Origin of the sequence: Mesorhizobium sp. LjNodule214, assembly GCF_964252735.1 — a bacterium.
GTDB lineage: Bacteria > Pseudomonadota > Alphaproteobacteria > Rhizobiales > Rhizobiaceae > Mesorhizobium.
This window is the reverse complement of sequence record NZ_CAXUPE020000002.1, coordinates 329,933-345,654: the sequence shown is the minus strand read 5'-3', so window position 1 is coordinate 345,654 and position 15,722 is coordinate 329,933. Positions and strand designations below refer to the sequence as shown.

The window sequence follows — 15,722 nt, the reverse complement described above, 5'->3', positions numbered from 1 at the left end:
CGTCTTTGCGTAAACTGAATCAGATGATTGGTCAGCGATGAGCCCGCGCCTCGACACGGAAGTCAATGCGCCGCTGCTTGTCGGTCAGAAATCGGTCGGCGCGCCGCCTTCGGCGCGGCGCTTGTCGACGAAGTCGTTGAGTTCCTCGCGGATCGCCGGGTCGATGTAAGGCTCCTCATAGGAAGCCAGCCGCTCCTTCCAGACCTTGTTTGCCTTCTCGATCGCCGTCGGCGACCCGGCTTCCGCCCAGGTTTCGAAATTGCGCCAGTCGGAAAGGATCGGCGAATAGAAGGCGGTCTTGTAACGGTCCTGCGTATGCTGGGTGCCGAAGAAATGGCCGCCCGGGCCGACCGACTGGATGGCGTCGAAGCCAAGGGCCTCCTCGGACAGGTCAAGAGGGGTCAGAAATTCGGCCACCATCTGCAACAGGTCGATGTCGAGGATGGTTTTTTCGTAGGAGCAACGCAGGCCGCCTTCGAGCCAGCCTGCCGCATGCATCATCAGATTGCCGCCGCCCTGGATGGCGCCCCACAGCGAGAACACGCTTTCATAGGCGGCCTGCGCGTCGACCGTGTTGGCGGCGCAGGTGTTGGAGGTGCGGTAGGGGATGTTGTAGCGGCGGGCAAGCTGGCCGCCGACCAACTGGGCCTTCATGTATTCGGGCGTGCCGAAGGCCGGCGCGCCGGACTTCATGTCGACATTGGAGGTGAAACCGCCATAGCCGACAGGCGCGCCCTTCCTCACCATCTGCGCGAAGGCGATGCCGGACAATGCCTCGGCGTTCTGCTGCACCAGCGCGCCGGCGATGGTCACCGGGGCCATCGCGCCGGAGAGCGTGAACGGCGTGACGATGACGACCTGGCCCTTGCTCGACATCTGGATGATGCCTTCCATCATCGGCACGTCGAGCTTGAGCGGCGAATTGGTGTTGATGATGGTGAAGACGGAGGGCTCTTCGAGCAACTGCTCGTGGCTGACGCCGCGGGCGATCCTGGCAATCTCGATGCCGTCGACATTGCGCTCCTTGCCGAGCGAATAGATGTGGAACACCTTGTCGGTGAGCAGGCTGAGGTCGCGGACGCATTCGAGGTGGCGGACCGACGGGTGGATGTCGATGGGCTCGACCGGGTAGCCGCCGGTGCAGTTCAGGATGTTGTGCATCTGCGTAAGCCGCAGGAAGTTGCGGTAGTCCGCCTGGTTGCCCGGCCGGCGGCCGCGATCGAGGTCGGAGCAATTGGGCGCCGATGCCATCATCGAGATGATCAAATTGTTGCCGCCGAAGCGCACATTGTGCGCCGGGTTGCGGGCGTGGATGGTGAATTCCGGCGGGCAGTGCGAAACCAGGTCGAGGATCATATCGCTGTCGAAGCGCACCCGCTCGCTGCCTTCGCGCACATCGGCGCCATGCGCCTTCATGATGCGCCGGGCTTCGTCGTGCAGCACGTCGACGCCGATCTCCCTGAGCACCCGCAAGGAGGCGAGGTGGATCGATTCCAACTCGTCGTCGGACACCAGCTTGGTCGGCGTCAGCGGGTTTTTGAGCTGGCGGTAAGGCGGCTGCTCGAACGCCGCCGATCCGCCAGCGCGCTTTCCCGCGCGGCCGCCGCGACGGGCGCGGTCGGTTGCCAATGCCGGTTCGGCGGGGTGAAGGGCGGCGGTCATGATAGGCCTCATGGAATGCGAAAGTGGGCGGCATAATGGACCGGCGGCAAAGCTGCCGGTACGGAGGCGGCGACCACTAGGGCGAGGGAAGCGACATGCCGGAAGAGGGCAGATTGCTGGTACCCGCGCCGCCCGGATGACTTGGCGCAGCGGATTTGCCGGTGCGGCCTTCCTTTTCCCGGATCGAACCGCTAGCCGGATAGCATGCCGACCGCAGGGTGGGCGTTTTCACACGGATGGACAATGGTCGCGACCGATTCGAGCGATGGCGAGGCGGCGACGCAATGGTCAGCCCTTGCCGGCGTCACCGCGGCGCTCGCCATGTTCGGCGCCGCGCAAGGGTTGAGCTATCCGCTGTTCACGCTCTTGATGCAGCGGCAAGGCATGTCGCCGGCGCTGATCGGTCTTTCCGCCGCGATGATGCCGGTTGGCCTGATTCTCTCAGCGTCGTTCGTGCCGGCTGCCGTGCGACGCTTCGGCGCGCGCAATCTCGCCGTCGGCTGCTCGCTGGCCGGGGCGCTGTGCTTCCTGGCGATCGGCTACCTGCAGGACTGGGTCGCCTGGTTCGTCCTCCGCTTTCTCGTCGGCGTGGTCATCAACCCGCTCTATGTGCTTGGCGAGGTCTGGGCGCTGTCGCTGGCGCCGCCGTCGCGCCGCGGGAGGGTGATGGGGGTGTTCAATGCGCTGATGGGCGCCGGCTATGCGGCGGGGCCGCTGATCCTGATCACCGTCGGCGCCTCTGGATGGCCTCCGTTCATCGCTGCGATGGCAGGCTTTGCGCTTTGCGCGCTGATCCTGCGCGCTGTGTCGTCGAAGCTGACCGGTTTCGAGGAAGACGGCCAGGCTTCCGGCGGACTTGTCGGCTTTGCCAGGCTGGCGCCGGCGCTGCTGCTGGCGGTGCTGGTTTCGGCGGCGGTGCAGCAAAGCACCTATGCTTTGATCCCGGTCTTCGGCGCTGGCTATGATCTACCAGAGGCGAGACTGGCGGCGCTGGTGACGGCGCTGTCGGCTGGCAACATCCTGCTGCAGATCCCGCTTGGACTGATGGCCGAACGCTTCGGTGGCCGAGCGATGATCGTCTTTTGCGCGCTGGCGACGGCGGCTTGCGCGCTCTCGCTGCCGGTGCTGATCACGACGCCGCTGGTCTGGCCGGTGCTGGTGGTGATGGGCGCTGTCGGCTACGGCGTCTATACGATGGCCCTGGTCGAGCTCGGCGGCCGGTTCAGGGGAACAGCACTTGTCGCCGGCAACGCCGCCTTCGCGCTGATGTGGGGCGCCGGCGGCATTGTCGGCCCGCCCGGCGCAGGCGCGCTGATGCAGGCGATCGGCCCGCTCGGCCTGCCTGTGGTGATCGCCGGGCTCGATGCGCTGCTGGTGGCGTTCGCGCTCTACCGCTCGGCCAGGCGCAAAAGCTCCTGACAGGCGTTGGCTGGAGCAAGCGGTTTTCGCCGGCGGGACTAACGGCCGTCGAGGCAACCCGCTAAGGCTGCCGCCATGGATCTGGCGGAAGCAAGCCGAGACGAACCGATGCAATGGGCAGCGATCACCGGCGTGATCGCGACCGTTTCGGTGTTCGCCATCGCGCAAGGGCTTTCCTATCCGCTGCTCAGCTTCATCCTACAGCGCCAGGGCATCTCGCCGGCCATGATCGGGCTTTCGGCGGCGATGACGCCGGTCGGCTTCATCCTGTCGTCACCGCTGATCCCGGCGCTGGCGCGGCGGTTCGGGGCAGGGCGGACCGCACTGACCTGCGCTGCACTGTCGGCAATCGTGCTGGCGCTGATCGGTTGGACGCAGAATATCTATCTGTGGTTTCCACTGCGCTTCCTGATCGGCGTGGTCACCAACCCGCTCTATGTGCTGAGCGAAATCTGGGTGATCGCACTGGCGCCGCCATCACGGCGCGGTCGCGTCATGGGCGTCTATTCGACGATCATTTCGGCCGGCTTCGCCGCCGGTCCGCTCTGCCTGCTTGCCGTCGGCACCGAGGGCTGGCCGCCGTTTCTGGTAGGAATTGCCGCCTTCGTCTTTTGCGGCGGCTGCCTGGCGCTGGTGCTGCCTCGGTTGCCTAAAGTCGATGAGGCCGGGCGCCGGGTTTCGGTCATGGGATTCATACCCCTGGCATGGCTGCTGCTGTCGGCGGTGGTCGTGGCCGCAGGCTTTGAACAGGGCGTGCTGGCGCTGCTGCCGGTCTATGGGACCCATTACGGCATTGCGGAAGCGCGCATGTCTGCGCTGCTGTCGATGATGATTGCCGGCAACATCGCCATGCAGGTGCCGCTGGGCTTGCTGGCGGAGCGGCTGACGGCACGGCTCGTGCGTTTCATCTGCGTGTCGCTGACCGTGCTCGGCTGCGCGCTGCTGCCGCTGCTCATCGAGACGCCGCTGATCTGGCCGTGCGTCTTCATTTGGGGCGCGGTTTCCTACGGCATCTACACGATGTCGATCATCGAACTCGGCGAACGTTTCACTGGCTCGGCACTGGTTGCCGGCAACGCCGCCTTCTCGCTGATGTGGGGCGTCGGCGGCATCCTCGTGCCGCCGCTCACCGGCGGCGTCATGGATGTGATCGGCGCGTCCGGCCTGCCGGTCACGCTCGGTGTCATCTGCGCGGCACTGACGGCGGCAACCGTCATTCGACGGCGTGTTGTGTAAGGCAGCAGGGATTCCCGCAGCAGCTCCTAGTAGGCCTGCCTTCTGAAGATTGCCCAGAGGTCACAGTCGGCGTGCCGTTCCTCGGGGTGTGTTTTGTACAACAAACCTTGAATCTCCACGGCGCGATTAAAGTCGTCTATCAGCCCAACACAGGACAGCTCTTCATTTGCGAAGACGTCGGGGAAGCCGCCGCAATTGGTCAACGCGCTGATGTCGACATTCTTGTCGAGCAGATCAAAGCCCATGAAGGTGAACCCGTCCCAACCGAGTGAGCACACGTCTGCCGAAGGCCTTCGGATCACGCCAAGGATGTTGAGGTTGCTCGTATCGGTCAATTCCGAAAGCAGGAACTCCAGATCCACGAAGAAATTCAGCATAAAGTCTTCGTTCACGATGTGAGGCCAGTAGCTATCCTTTATCTCCGCAAGTGCCGTCGGACAGAGCATACCGTCGAGAGAGACGACCTCTGTCAATTGGGTGAGGCCCGACCACTCTATGTACTTGCCCCATCCCGTGCCGTGGGATGGATCAAACTTCTCAGTTGCAATGTACAGACGTTGCATGAGGTTCCTCGCAGTCCATGCAGAGACCCTTACCATGGCGATCTTCGACCATTCGTATTTACGTGTTCCAATTGAATGTCGGTAGCGTCATGCCGATGTTTGTGGCACCGAGCGTGACGAATTTTTCGGAGACCCCATGACCAAGTCGATCGCACAGAACCGGCCAGGTTCAGTTGAGACCCAAGACCCCTTCCTCTGGCTGGAGGACCGGAACGGCAAAGAGGCGCTCGACTGGGTGCATCGCCAGAATGAGGTCACGATCGGCGAATTGCAGGGCGATCCGTCCTACCAGGCCGCGTTCGAAACCGCGCTCGACCTGATGACGGCCGAGGACAACATCGCCGTCGGCGCCGCGCTCAATGGCCATGTCTACAATTTCTGGCAAGACAAGACCAATGTGCTGGGCCTCTGGCGCCGCACGACGGTCGCCTCCTACAAGACTGACAAGCCCGAATGGGAAACGATCATCGACTTCGACGTGCTCTCGGCCAAGGAGGGCGTCAAATGGGTGTTCAGCGGGGCGAGCCGCCTCTATCCCGAGTTCAATCTCTGCCTAGTCTCGATGTCGCCGGATGGCGGCGATGCCAGCGAGATGCGCGAGTTCGACATCGCGGCGAAATCCTTCGTCGAGGACGGCTTTCGCGCGCCGGCCTCCAAATCGGGTTTTTCCTGGCTGGACAAGGATACGGTGATCGTCTCGGCCGCCTTCGAGGAGGAGGACAAGACCCAGTCCGGCTATCCGCGCGTGGTCAAGCTCTGGCGGCGCGGCACGAAACTGCAGGACGCGACGCCGATCTTCGAGGCTGAGAAGCAGGATCTCGCGGCCGGCGGCGGGCTCGAGATCGACGGCGACAGGCGGCACCTGTTCCTTGCCCGCACCATCGACTTCTTCTCCTCGCACAGCTTCCTGCGCCTGCCTTCAGGCGAGAACAGGCGCATCCCGCTGCCGGACGACGTCACCGACACGGCGATCTTCAAGGGGCAGCTCATCTTCGGCGTGCGCAGCCCGTGGACCGCGCCGGACGGCACGCGCTGCCTGCCCGACGCTCTCTATTCGGTGGATTTCGAGCGCTGGATCGAAACCGGCGCGCTGGGGCCTGTCGAAACCGTGCTCGAGCCAGCGCACCGGGTCTCGATCGCCGGGCTCGCGCGCACAGAGGCGCGACTGTTCATCAACCTGATGGACAATGTGCGCGGCAAGGTCATTGCCTGCGACCGCGTGGGCAGCGGTTGGTCGCTCAAGCCCGTCGCTCTGCCGGAAAACGGCAATGTCGGCATCAGCCATGCCGAGCATTTCGGCGACAGCGTGTCCTTTTCCTTCACCGATTTCCTGACCCCGAGCTCGATCGTCTGGTCGGACAACGATGGCGAGACGCTGGCGACGGTGAAGTCGCAGCCGGCGCGTTTCGATGCATCGCCCTATGTCTCCGAGCAGTTCGAGGCGCGCTCGAAGGACGGTACCATGATCCCGTATTTCGTCGTCCGGCGGCGCGACCAGAAAGGGCCGGTGCCGACGCTGCTCTACGGCTATGGCGGGTTCGAAGTGCCGCTGCTGCCCGGCTATGCCGGCGTGCGCGGCAGGCTGTGGCTGGAGAAGGGCAATGCCTATGTGCAGGCCAACATCCGTGGCGGTGGCGAGTTCGGCCCGGCCTGGCACCAGGCGGCGCTCAAGGGCAACCGTCAGAACGCCTTCGACGATTTCGCCGCAGTGGCACAGGACGTCGTCGGGCGCGGGGTCGCCACCGCGGCTTCGCTCGGCATCCAGGGCGGCTCGAATGGCGGCCTGCTGACCGGCGTCTCGCTGACGCAGCGCCCGGAGCTGTTCGGCGCCGTCATCATCGACGTGCCGCTGCTCGACATGTTGCGCTACACCGAATTGCCGCCCGGCGCTTCGTGGATGGCCGAATATGGCGATCCCACGAAGCCGGAAGAGGCGGCCTGGCTTGGCGCCTATTCGCCCTATCAGCATGTCAAGGCCGACGCCGCCTATCCGCCTGTGCTCTTGACCACCTCGACCGCTGACGACCGCGTCCATCCCGGCCATGCCCGCAAGATGACGGCGCGGCTGCAGGCCGCCGGCCATGCGAAAGCGCTGTTCTTCGAGGAGACCGAGGGCGGGCATGGCGGGCGCGGCGACCGCCGGCCGCAGGCGGCGCAGGCAGCGATGCGCTACGTGTTTCTGCAAAGGGCACTGGAGCATCGGACCGAAAAGTGAAATCGGTTTTCGGATGATCCGATGCTCCTTCGAAAGACTTGGCACGGCTTGAACACAAGGCCTCAGGCGGCTTAAGGTGCCGCCATGGCTCTGATGAAGACATCCAGCGCATTCGGGGTGGCGGTGACGCCGTCACCGCGCACGCTGCGTGCCGAGCTTCTGCGCCTGTGCGCCCGCATCGGCTATTCGCCTCCGGCTCTCCTCTGACGAATCCGCCCCCGGCAGCTTGCCGGATTGATTCAAGAGGAAAGACCAAATCCATGACCTATCAGAACTATTCGCTGAAGCAGCTTCAGCAGATCGACGCCGCGCATCATCTGCATCCGTTCACCGACCACAAGGAACTGCGCGAGGCCGGCTCGCGCATCATCACCCATGCCAACGGGCCGTTCATTTACGACGCCGACGGGACCGAAATCCTCGACGGCATGGCCGGGCTATGGTGCGTCAATGTTGGCTACGGCCGCGACGAACTGGCCGAAGCGGCCTACGCCCAGATGAAGGAGCTGCCCTACTACAACTCCTTCTTCAAATGCTCGACGCCGACGCCGGTGCTCTTGTCCAAAAAACTCGCCGAGCTGGCACCCAAGGGCGTCAGCCAGGTGTTCTACGGTTCCTCCGGCTCGGAGGCCAACGACACGGCGCTGCGGCTCGTGCGCCACTACTGGGCGCTGGAAGGCAAGCCGGAGAAGAACCGCATCATCTCGCGCAAGATGGGCTATCACGGCTCGACCATCGCCGGCACCTCGCTCGGCGGCATGGAGCCGATGCACAAGCAGCTCGGCGGCGCGGTGCCCAACATCGTGCATGTGATGATGCCCTATGCCTATGAGCTGGCGCTGCCCGGCGAGAGCGACCATGATTTCGGTCTGCGCGCCGCCAAGGCGGTCGAGGACGCCATCCTAGAAGCCGGCGCCGACAAGGTTGCCGCCTTCATCGGCGAGCCGGTGATGGGCGCGGGCGGGGTAAAAATCCCGCCGATGAGCTACTGGCCGGAAGTCCAGCGCATCTGCCGCAAATACGATGTGCTCTTGATGCTGGACGAGGTCATCACCGCCTATGGCCGCACCGGCGAGTGGTTCGCGGCACAGACCTTTGACATCGAGCCCGACACCATCACCACGGCCAAGGCGCTGACCTCAGGCTACCAGCCGCTGTCGGCGCTGCTGGTCGGTGAGCGCATCGCCGCGACGCTGGTCGAGAAGGGCGGCGAGTTCTATCACGGCTATACCTATTCCGGGCACCCCGTGGCCTGCGCCGTGGCGCTGAAGAACATCGAGATCATGGAGCGCGAAGGCTTGGTCGACCGCGTCAGGAACGACACCGGGCCTTACTTCGCGCAGGCCTTGCAGGAGCGCATCGCCGGGCACCATCTGGTCGGCGAGGTGCGTTCGATCGGGCTGATGGGTGCGATCGAGATCGTCAAGGACAAGGCGAGCAAGGAACGCTTCCTGCCGGCGGGCAGTGCCGCGGTGGTCGTGCGCGACCACGCCATCGCCCAAGGCATGATGCTGCGCGCCACCGGCGATACGATGATCCTGTCGCCGCCGCTGATCTGGACGCGCGAGACCGTCGACATGGCCTGCGAACGCATCGCCAAGGCGCTCGATCTGGCGGAAGCGGATTTGCGCAAGCGGTAAGCGAACAATCGTCTGGCGCCTTCGGTGGGGGCGCCAGATGTTCTGGCTCGCGAAGCAGTGTTGCCAAACGCAAAAACCGCGCCCCACCGGGAACGCGGCTTTGCCAGATACGCATGGCGTTTCGCTACACGAACACTTGCGAAACTTACGGGCTCCGGTACGCGAGACCTGATCCGGAGCGCCGGGCGGATGCGATATGTCCGCCTCGCTGTCCGTTTTATAGGCACATCGTTACCGGCCGGTTATCGAGAACTTAAGCAAATCTAAATTTGCGCTCCTTCCGTCGGAAAAAGCGAAAAAAGCGCTGTGAAATTCGAAACTTAATTAGAATTGCCGCGCAGGAAATTTATGATGCCGGAAAAATCGGCGCCGGCATTCCCTTGCGCATTGAACAGCGCGTAGAGCTGCGTCGCCTCGGCGCCGAGCGGCGTCACCGCGCCGGCGCCTTGGGCGGCCTCCTGTGACAGCTTCAGGTCCTTCAGCATGAGTGCGGCGGCAAAGCCGGGCTTGTAATCGCGGTTGGCAGGCGACGCCGGCACCGGGCCGGGCACCGGGCAGTAGCTGGTCAGCGACCAGCATTGGCCCGACGAGGTCGAGGCGACGTCGAACAGCGCCTGGTGCGAAAGCCCGAGTTTTTCCGCAAGCACGAAGGCCTCCGCGACACCGACCATCGAGATGCCGAGGATCATGTTGTTGCAGATCTTGGCCGCCTGTCCGGCGCCGTCGCCGCCGCAATGAACGATGCGGCCGGCCATCGGCTTGAGGACCGGCTCGGCCGCCGCGAATGCGTCGTCCGAGCCGCCTGCCATGAATGTCAGCGTGCCGGCCGTGGCGCCGCCGGTGCCGCCGGAGACCGGCGCGTCGATCGACGCCAGCCCATGCTTGCTGGCGATGGCATGAGCCTTGCGCGCCGACTCGACGTCGATGGTCGAAGAATCGATGAACAGCGCGCCTTTCTTGGCCTTGGGCGCGATATCCTCATAGACCGACAGCACATGCTTGCCGGCCGGCAGCATGGTGATGACCGCATCGGCCTCCTTCACCGCGGCAACCGCATTGGCCATGATGACGACGCCATGCTCCCTGGCGATGGTCAGGTTCTCCGGCATCAGGTCGAAGCCGTGCACGGTATGCCCCGCCTTGACCAGATTGGCGGCCATCGGATTGCCCATGTTGCCGAGGCCGATGAAGGCGATGGCGGTCATCGAAATGTCTCCGGTTCTGCTCAGCGGCCGATCAGCGCGCGGGCGATGATGACCCGCATGATCTCGTTGGTGCCTTCGAGGATCTGGTGGACGCGCAGGTCTCGCACCAGCTTCTCGACGCCATAGTCGTGGAGGTAGCCGTAGCCGCCATGCAGTTGCAGGGCGTCATTGGCGACATTGAAACCGGTGTCGGTGACGAAGCGCTTGGCCATCGCCGACCATTTGCCGGCGTCCGGCGCCTTGCGGTCGAGTTTCGAGGCGGCAGTGTAGAGGAACATCCTGGCCGCCTGCAGTTCGGTCTCCATGTCGGCGAGCTTGAACTGCAGCGCCTGGAACTGGTTGATCTTCGAACCGAAGGCTTTGCGCTCCGCCGTGTAGGCCAGCGCCTTGTCGAGCGCCGATTGCGCGCCGCCCAGCGAGCAGGCGGCGATGTTCAACCGGCCGCCATCGAGGCCGGCCATGGCGATGCCGAAACCGGCGCCTTCGCCCGAAAGCAGGTTCTCAGCCGGCACCTTGCAGTCCTCGAAGATGACCTGGCGGGTCGACTGCATGTGCCAGCCCATCTTGTGCTCGTTGGCGCCGAAGGAAAGGCCTGGCGCATCCTTCAGCACGACGAAGGTGGAAATGCCCTTCGGTCCATCGGCGCCGGTGCGCGCCATGACGACATAGAGGTCGCTGTCGCCGGCGCCGGAGATGAACTGCTTGGCGCCGTTCAGCACATAGTCGCCGCCATTCTTGACCGCGCGCGTCTTCAGCGCCGCGGCATCCGAACCGGAACCAGGCTCGGTCAGGCAGTAGCTTGCCAGCCATTCCATAGACGTCAGCTTCGGCAAAAAGCGCTGTCGCTGCTCCTCGTTGCCGAAGCGGTCGATCATCGAGGCCACCATGTTGTGGATCGAGATAAAGGATGAAAAGGCCGGATCGGCGCGTGACAGCGCCTCGAAGATCAGCACGGCGTCGAGCCGCCCGAGCGCCGAGCCGCCGACATCGTCGCGGACATAGATGCCGCCAAGGCCGAGCGGGCCGGTCTCGCGGATCACATCGGCGGGGAAATGTTTCGCCCTGTCCCAATCGAGCGCGTTGGGTGCGACGCGGTCGGCGGCGAAGGCTTGCGCCATCTCCTGGATGGCACGCTGCTCCTCGTTGAGTTCGAACTGGCTGGTGCTCGCATCGACCGCGGCGTCCATGGCGTGCTCCCTTATGTCCTTGGCCAGCCAGTCTGCTGGCCTGTCGTTTTTGGCTTTGCGCGCCGCTCAATCTAGACCAATGATGCCGCCGCGCAACCCGACGATCGGCGAAGCGGCTGTGCGCGAGTGGATCAGCGGAGCATAGAGTGCCGACAAATTTCGATGACCTCCTCGATGGCTTCCATGAGTATCTGGATACGGTGGACAGCTCGCTGGTGCGTGACGCCGTGGCGCAAATCGACTGGGACATGCCGGCCCGTGCGCTCGCGCCGTATGCGCTGCCTTGCCTTGACCAACTCGACCGTATCGTCGAGCTTGCTCCGGCCAACGCCAGGCCGCTGGTGCGGCTGCTGGCCCGGCGCCGGAACGAATTTCGCTGGGGGCAGACCTATAATGTGACCGATTTCGGCGCGGAATTCCTGGAAAAATATGGCTGGCTGGAGGTGTTCGGCACGCGCGGCCATTTCATCAATGCCGAGGTCGCGGCCGGGCTGCTGATCCTCGGGCCGGGCATCGTCTATCCCGACCACCATCACATTGCCGAGGAGATCTACGCACTGCTGACCGGCGGCACTGAATGGCGCATCGGCGAGGGTGGCTTTCGCGTGCGCGAGGCGGGCGAAGTGATTCATCACGCGTCCGACGTCAGCCATGCCATGCGGACGGGCAAGGAACCGCTGCTGGCGCTCTATATCTGGCGCGGCGGGCCGCTGGCGCAGAAGTCGACCATTCCCGGCACCGTCGCGCAGGGCAGGGCGTGATGGCCAGAGCGATCATGTTGCAAGGCACGGGCTCGGATGTCGGCAAGACGGTGCTGGTCGCGGGCCTGTGCCGCGTGGCGAAGAAGCGCGGGCTGAAGGTGCGGCCGTTCAAGCCGCAGAACATGTCCAACAATGCCGCCGTCGCCGAGATTCCCGGCGACAACCGTGCCGTCGGCGGCGAGATCGGCCGTGCGCAGTGGCTGCAGGCGATCGCCTGCGGTGTCGCGCCGTCGGTCCACATGAACCCTGTGCTGCTCAAGCCGCAGAGCGATATCGGCTCGCAGGTGGTGGTGCAGGGCAAGGTGTTCGGCGAGGCGCGGGCGCGCGACTACCAGGCGATGAAGGGCCGGCTGATGGATGCCGTGCTGGAGTCTTGGGCGAAGGTCGGCGAGGGCGCGGACCTCGTCATCGTCGAGGGCGCGGGCTCGCCGGCCGAGATCAATCTCAGAAGCCGCGACATCGCCAATATGGGTTTTGCGACGCGCGCCAACGTGCCGGTCATCCTGGTCGGCGACATCGATCGCGGCGGCGTCATCGCCTCAGTCGCCGGCACGCATCTGATCCTGCCGGAAGAGGACCGGCGCATGATCGCCGGCTACCTCATCAACAAGTTCCGCGGCGACGTCTCGCTGTTCGACGACGGCATTCAGGCGATCGAAAAATTCACCGGCTGGCGCTGCTTCGGCGTCGTGCCGTGGCTGAAGGCGGCGGCGCGGCTGCCGTCGGAGGATTCGGTGGTGCTCGAAAGACTGGCGTCCGGCGAGAAGCGTGCGCTGAAGGTGGCTGTGCCGATGCTCGGCCGCATCGCCAATTTCGACGACCTCGATCCGCTCAAGGCCGAACCGCAGGTCGAGGTCGTGTTCGTGCCGCCCGGCCAGCGGCTCCCGGAAGACGCCGGGCTGGTGGTCATTCCCGGCTCCAAGTCGACGATCGGCGATCTGCTGAAATTCCGCGACAATGGCTGGGATCGCGACCTTCTTGCGCATCGCAAACGCGGTGGCCATGTCGTCGGCATTTGCGGCGGCTTCCAGATGCTGGGTCGCATGGTGCGCGACCCCGACGGCATCGAAGGCAGTGTCACCGAGGCAGAAGGCCTCGGCCTGCTCGACTTCGAAACGGTGATGGAGCCGGAAAAGATCGTGCGCAATTCCAGCGCCCGCTCGCTGCAGTTCGATCTGCCGCTCGAAGGCTACGAGATCCATCTCGGCCGCACCACCGGTCCCGATATGGCGCGGCCGTCGGCGATCATCAATGGCGTCGAGGACGGAGCGGTCTCCGCCGACGGCAAGGTGGTCGGCACCTATCTGCACGGGCTGTTTTCCGCCGACGCCTTCCGGACGAAATTCCTGGAAAGCCTTGGCGTCAGGGGTGGCGGCATCGACTATCGCGCCGAGGTCGAACGGGCGCTGGACGAGGTCGCGGCCGAACTGGAAACCCATCTCGACTGCGACGCGATTTTTGCGCTGGCTCGTTAGCTGCCTACGCCTTTTCGCCGGCCTTCGGCCAGTAGGTGCCGAAGGACCAGACATTGCCTTCGGGATCGCGGCAGATGAATTCGCGGCTGCCGTAATCGCGGTCGACAAGTTCCTGGATGATCGTGGCGCCGGCGTTCTTTGCTCGGACATAAGCGGCGTCGGCATCCTCGACGGCGACATAGATCGACTTGCCGCCGCCCGAGCCCGGCTCGCCGACCATCTTGCCGTAATCGTCGTCGCGCGCGGTGCCGAGCATGATCATCGACGAGCCGAAGACGAGCTCGGCGTGGTGCACAATGTCGCCCTCGCCATAGCGGGCGCGGACGGTGAAGCCGAAAGCATCGCCGAGCCAGTCGATCATTCTTGCCGCGTTCTTGTAGCGCAGGGCAGGGTAGAGCCGGGGCGCTTCGCTGGTCGTGGGCATCGGGGAACCTCCTTCAATTAGGGTTGGTCGATAACCCAGTCTGGGCGAAGGTCGCTGCGGCGTCTTGAAGAAATGTTACCAGGCGGCGATTGCGGTCGGCGTCTCGCCGGCCAGATCACGGAACTCGCGCACCAGATGCGCCTGGTCGGCATAGCCGCAATCGGCGGCGATGTCGGCCCAATCGCCGTTGTCCTGTCTCGACAGGCCAAGCGCGCGGTTGAAGCGGACGATGCGCGACAACGTCTTCGGGCCGATGCCGACCGCATCGTAGAATTTCCCCGCAAGGTGCTTGCGGCTCCAGCCCAGCCTTCCAGCCAGCGTGGCGACGCGCATGCGCCCGCCGGAGGCGATGATGCTGTCATAGGCCCAGCCGATTTCGGCCTGCATGGGATACGTCGAGGCAAGCCGGGAAGAGACGAAACACTCGGCAATGGCAAAGCGTGCGTTCCAGTCACGCGCATTGCCGAGCTTTTCGCGCAGCGCGATGCCTTCGATACCGAGCACGTCGTCGAGGCCGACCATACGGTCGGTCAATTCGCTCATCGGCTGGCCGAAGAAGCGGCGAGCGCCGAGCGGCGTGAAATTGATCTGCACGCAGCAGGCGCCGCCGAAGGATTTGATGACCACCGGCCCGGCAAAAAGGCCGGCGGCAAAACTGGCGAAGCGGTCATTGTCGCCGGGATCCTTGCCCAATCCGATGGCGAAGGGCTCGGCAAAGCTGATGACCAGCGGCACGGTCAGCGAGGCATATTCGACGTTGCGGAAATGGCCCGAGATCGTCTCGCGGTAGCCGCACATGTCGGTGACCACGCCCTGGAGTTGCGGGCCGGGCGGGCGACGCACCATCTCGAACCGGCTCGGATCAGGCTGTTCGCTATCGGCGGCCACGGCGTCTCCTTCGGCAAGGAACCTAGCAGACCATGTGCCAAAATCAAAAGCGCCGGCTTGGGACCGGGCGCTTCGGTTACCTGAGATCTTGAAGTGCTTGAAGCGCGTGGCGTCCAAAGAGATTCATGCGACGCGCTTCAAGCCTATGTTTTCATGCATGTGGTTGTCCCAAAACCGCTGCGCACTTTTGGGCGACACGCATCAGGCGCCGCGCATCATGCAGCCGCCGGCAAGCACGATGTAGGCGATGAGCACAATCCAAACTGATGCGAGGGGAATGAACGCAAGAACGCCAAGAGCAGCGAGAACGCCGATGATGGCGATGACAAGGGCAATAATGAAAATAAGCTGAGTAGGTGCACTAAGATTCATGTGTGGTCCTCCAACATGATTCGTACGTCGGCATTCTATCAGGCGCGCAGTCATTCACCAATCAAGGTGCGCAGCGGATTCGCCGGGTTGGCCAGGCGCGTTGTCGCCAGCGCCACGCGGGGCGAGGAGGGTTTCGACTGGGAAGAAAATTGCGCGCGTTCGACGACGGCTACCCGTTTGCGCAAAGGCGATTCCGCGCTAACTATTGGACAGGAATTGGAAAGGGGCTCTGATGGCGTTCGCATTGCTTGACCAGATACGCTCGATTTTCGAAGGCGATCCCGGCGTGCGCAAGGTCGCTGACGACCCGGTGCTGTCAGCGGAACTCTTGATGCTGTTTCGCATGATCCTGGCCGACGGCTCGGTCAGCGAGAGCGAAATGGTCGCCTTCCGCCGCATCTGCAAGGAGGCCTTTGGCATTCCCGAGGCCAGCATCGACAACGTCATCGAATATCTCAACGAGTTCGGCTACGAGACCAATGGCTCGCAGGCCGTTGCGTTGTTCCGCGACCTCGACGTCGAGCGGCGCAAGCTGCTCGCCCGACACATGGCCGAGATCGCCAAGGCCAACTCGCAACTGGCCGAGAGCGAGGTGCGGCTGTTGCGGCGTACGCTGGATCTGCTCGACATCAGTCCGGTCGATGTGGTGAAGCCGGAAGAATAGGCCAGCATCGA

Annotated in this window: 15 protein-coding genes; 8 read left to right on the top strand and 7 right to left on the bottom strand. The window is 64.1% G+C overall.

The window, feature by feature from the left end:
• Positions 1-84: 84 nt before the first annotated feature.
• Positions 85-1,662 (bottom strand): trimethylamine methyltransferase family protein, encoded by a 1,578-nt coding sequence (locus ACSQ3Z_RS15575; protein WP_436172220.1) that lies wholly within the window; start codon positions 1,660-1,662, stop codon positions 85-87.
• A 243-nt stretch (positions 1,663-1,905) separates the two neighbouring features.
• Between ACSQ3Z_RS15575 and ACSQ3Z_RS15570 the strand changes: the two genes are divergently transcribed.
• Both ACSQ3Z_RS15570 and ACSQ3Z_RS15565 read left to right on the top strand, forming a co-directional pair.
• Positions 1,906-3,081, top strand: a complete 1,176-nt coding sequence (locus ACSQ3Z_RS15570) for an MFS transporter (RefSeq protein ID WP_436172219.1) — start codon at positions 1,906-1,908, stop codon at positions 3,079-3,081.
• Positions 3,082-3,156: 75 nt separating this feature from the next.
• Positions 3,157-4,317, top strand: coding sequence for an MFS transporter (locus ACSQ3Z_RS15565; RefSeq protein WP_436172218.1), 1,161 nt, complete (start codon positions 3,157-3,159; stop codon positions 4,315-4,317).
• Positions 4,318-4,343: 26 nt separating this feature from the next.
• Here ACSQ3Z_RS15565 and ACSQ3Z_RS15560 read toward each other — a convergent pair whose 3' ends face one another.
• Positions 4,344-4,880: a hypothetical protein gene (locus tag ACSQ3Z_RS15560; RefSeq protein WP_436172217.1), complete on the bottom strand. Its 537-nt coding sequence runs from the start codon at positions 4,878-4,880 to the stop codon at positions 4,344-4,346.
• Positions 4,881-5,016: 136 nt separating this feature from the next.
• Here ACSQ3Z_RS15560 and ACSQ3Z_RS15555 point away from each other — a divergent pair, with 136 nt between their 5' ends.
• The 3 genes from ACSQ3Z_RS15555 to ACSQ3Z_RS15545 all read left to right on the top strand — a co-directional run bounded on the left by ACSQ3Z_RS15555 (position 5,017) and on the right by ACSQ3Z_RS15545 (position 8,735).
• On the top strand, positions 5,017-7,095 hold the full coding sequence (locus ACSQ3Z_RS15555) for a prolyl oligopeptidase family serine peptidase (protein WP_436172216.1): 2,079 nt from the start codon (positions 5,017-5,019) through the stop codon (positions 7,093-7,095).
• A gap of 84 nt (positions 7,096-7,179) precedes the next feature.
• Complete coding sequence (locus tag ACSQ3Z_RS15550) at positions 7,180-7,302, top strand: capsid protein (RefSeq protein WP_436172215.1); 123 nt, start codon at positions 7,180-7,182, stop codon at positions 7,300-7,302.
• 53 nt (positions 7,303-7,355) lie between these two features.
• The gene (locus tag ACSQ3Z_RS15545; protein WP_436172214.1) at positions 7,356-8,735 is read left to right on the top strand and encodes an aspartate aminotransferase family protein; all 1,380 of its coding nucleotides are present in this window, start codon (positions 7,356-7,358) and stop codon (positions 8,733-8,735) included.
• Between the two features lie 320 nt (positions 8,736-9,055).
• Here the strand turns inward: ACSQ3Z_RS15545 and mmsB are convergent, their stop codons facing one another.
• The gene (gene mmsB / locus ACSQ3Z_RS15540) at positions 9,056-9,940 is read right to left on the bottom strand and encodes a 3-hydroxyisobutyrate dehydrogenase (RefSeq protein ID WP_436172213.1); all 885 of its coding nucleotides are present in this window, start codon (positions 9,938-9,940) and stop codon (positions 9,056-9,058) included.
• Between the two features lie 20 nt (positions 9,941-9,960).
• Positions 9,961-11,127: an isobutyryl-CoA dehydrogenase gene (locus ACSQ3Z_RS15535; protein ID WP_436172212.1), complete on the bottom strand. Its 1,167-nt coding sequence runs from the start codon at positions 11,125-11,127 to the stop codon at positions 9,961-9,963.
• 146 nt (positions 11,128-11,273) lie between these two features.
• Between ACSQ3Z_RS15535 and ACSQ3Z_RS15530 the strand changes: the two genes are divergently transcribed.
• Both ACSQ3Z_RS15530 and ACSQ3Z_RS15525 read left to right on the top strand, forming a co-directional pair.
• Positions 11,274-11,888 carry a dimethylsulfonioproprionate lyase family protein gene (locus tag ACSQ3Z_RS15530; RefSeq protein WP_436172211.1) on the top strand — a complete coding sequence of 205 codons (615 nt, stop codon included), beginning with the start codon at positions 11,274-11,276 and terminating at the stop codon, positions 11,886-11,888.
• Positions 11,888-13,363 carry a cobyric acid synthase gene (locus ACSQ3Z_RS15525; protein WP_436172210.1) on the top strand — a complete coding sequence of 492 codons (1,476 nt, stop codon included), beginning with the start codon at positions 11,888-11,890 and terminating at the stop codon, positions 13,361-13,363. Before ACSQ3Z_RS15530 ends, ACSQ3Z_RS15525 begins: the two co-directional genes overlap by 1 nt.
• A gap of 4 nt (positions 13,364-13,367) precedes the next feature.
• Here ACSQ3Z_RS15525 and ACSQ3Z_RS15520 read toward each other — a convergent pair whose 3' ends face one another.
• From ACSQ3Z_RS15520 to ACSQ3Z_RS15510, 3 genes are all read right to left on the bottom strand, one after another.
• The gene (locus ACSQ3Z_RS15520) at positions 13,368-13,787 is read right to left on the bottom strand and encodes a VOC family protein (protein ID WP_436172209.1); all 420 of its coding nucleotides are present in this window, start codon (positions 13,785-13,787) and stop codon (positions 13,368-13,370) included.
• A gap of 75 nt (positions 13,788-13,862) precedes the next feature.
• Positions 13,863-14,633: a helix-turn-helix domain-containing protein gene (locus ACSQ3Z_RS15515; RefSeq protein ID WP_436173915.1), complete on the bottom strand. Its 771-nt coding sequence runs from the start codon at positions 14,631-14,633 to the stop codon at positions 13,863-13,865.
• 243 nt (positions 14,634-14,876) lie between these two features.
• Positions 14,877-15,047 (bottom strand): hypothetical protein, encoded by a 171-nt coding sequence (locus tag ACSQ3Z_RS15510; protein ID WP_006203375.1) that lies wholly within the window; start codon positions 15,045-15,047, stop codon positions 14,877-14,879.
• 232 nt (positions 15,048-15,279) lie between these two features.
• Here ACSQ3Z_RS15510 and ACSQ3Z_RS15505 point away from each other — a divergent pair, with 232 nt between their 5' ends.
• Complete coding sequence (locus ACSQ3Z_RS15505) at positions 15,280-15,711, top strand: TerB family tellurite resistance protein (RefSeq protein WP_436172208.1); 432 nt, start codon at positions 15,280-15,282, stop codon at positions 15,709-15,711.
• Positions 15,712-15,722 lie beyond the last annotated feature (11 nt).

Bases quoted from the DNA above. Each gene is read 5' to 3' on its own strand.
- ACSQ3Z_RS15575 (WP_436172220.1), bottom strand. From the start codon at position 1,662: ATGACCGCCGCCCTTCACCCCGCCGAACCGGCATTGGCAACCGACCGC.
- ACSQ3Z_RS15545 (WP_436172214.1), top strand. From the start codon at position 7,356: ATGACCTATCAGAACTATTCGCTGAAGCAGCTTCAGCAGATCGACGCC.
- ACSQ3Z_RS15520 (WP_436172209.1), bottom strand. From the start codon at position 13,787: ATGCCCACGACCAGCGAAGCGCCCCGGCTCTACCCTGCCCTGCGCTAC.
- ACSQ3Z_RS15515 (WP_436173915.1), bottom strand. From the start codon at position 14,633: ATGGTGCGTCGCCCGCCCGGCCCGCAACTCCAGGGCGTGGTCACCGAC.
- mmsB (WP_436172213.1), bottom strand. From the start codon at position 9,940: ATGACCGCCATCGCCTTCATCGGCCTCGGCAACATGGGCAATCCGATG.
- ACSQ3Z_RS15535 (WP_436172212.1), bottom strand. From the start codon at position 11,127: ATGGACGCCGCGGTCGATGCGAGCACCAGCCAGTTCGAACTCAACGAG.
- ACSQ3Z_RS15525 (WP_436172210.1), top strand. From the start codon at position 11,888: ATGGCCAGAGCGATCATGTTGCAAGGCACGGGCTCGGATGTCGGCAAG.
- ACSQ3Z_RS15555 (WP_436172216.1), top strand. From the start codon at position 5,017: ATGACCAAGTCGATCGCACAGAACCGGCCAGGTTCAGTTGAGACCCAA.
- ACSQ3Z_RS15570 (WP_436172219.1), top strand. From the start codon at position 1,906: ATGGTCGCGACCGATTCGAGCGATGGCGAGGCGGCGACGCAATGGTCA.
- ACSQ3Z_RS15505 (WP_436172208.1), top strand. From the start codon at position 15,280: ATGGCGTTCGCATTGCTTGACCAGATACGCTCGATTTTCGAAGGCGAT.
- ACSQ3Z_RS15550 (WP_436172215.1), top strand. From the start codon at position 7,180: ATGGCTCTGATGAAGACATCCAGCGCATTCGGGGTGGCGGTGACGCCG.
- ACSQ3Z_RS15560 (WP_436172217.1), bottom strand. From the start codon at position 4,880: ATGCAACGTCTGTACATTGCAACTGAGAAGTTTGATCCATCCCACGGC.
- ACSQ3Z_RS15510 (WP_006203375.1), bottom strand. From the start codon at position 15,047: ATGAATCTTAGTGCACCTACTCAGCTTATTTTCATTATTGCCCTTGTC.
- ACSQ3Z_RS15565 (WP_436172218.1), top strand. From the start codon at position 3,157: ATGGATCTGGCGGAAGCAAGCCGAGACGAACCGATGCAATGGGCAGCG.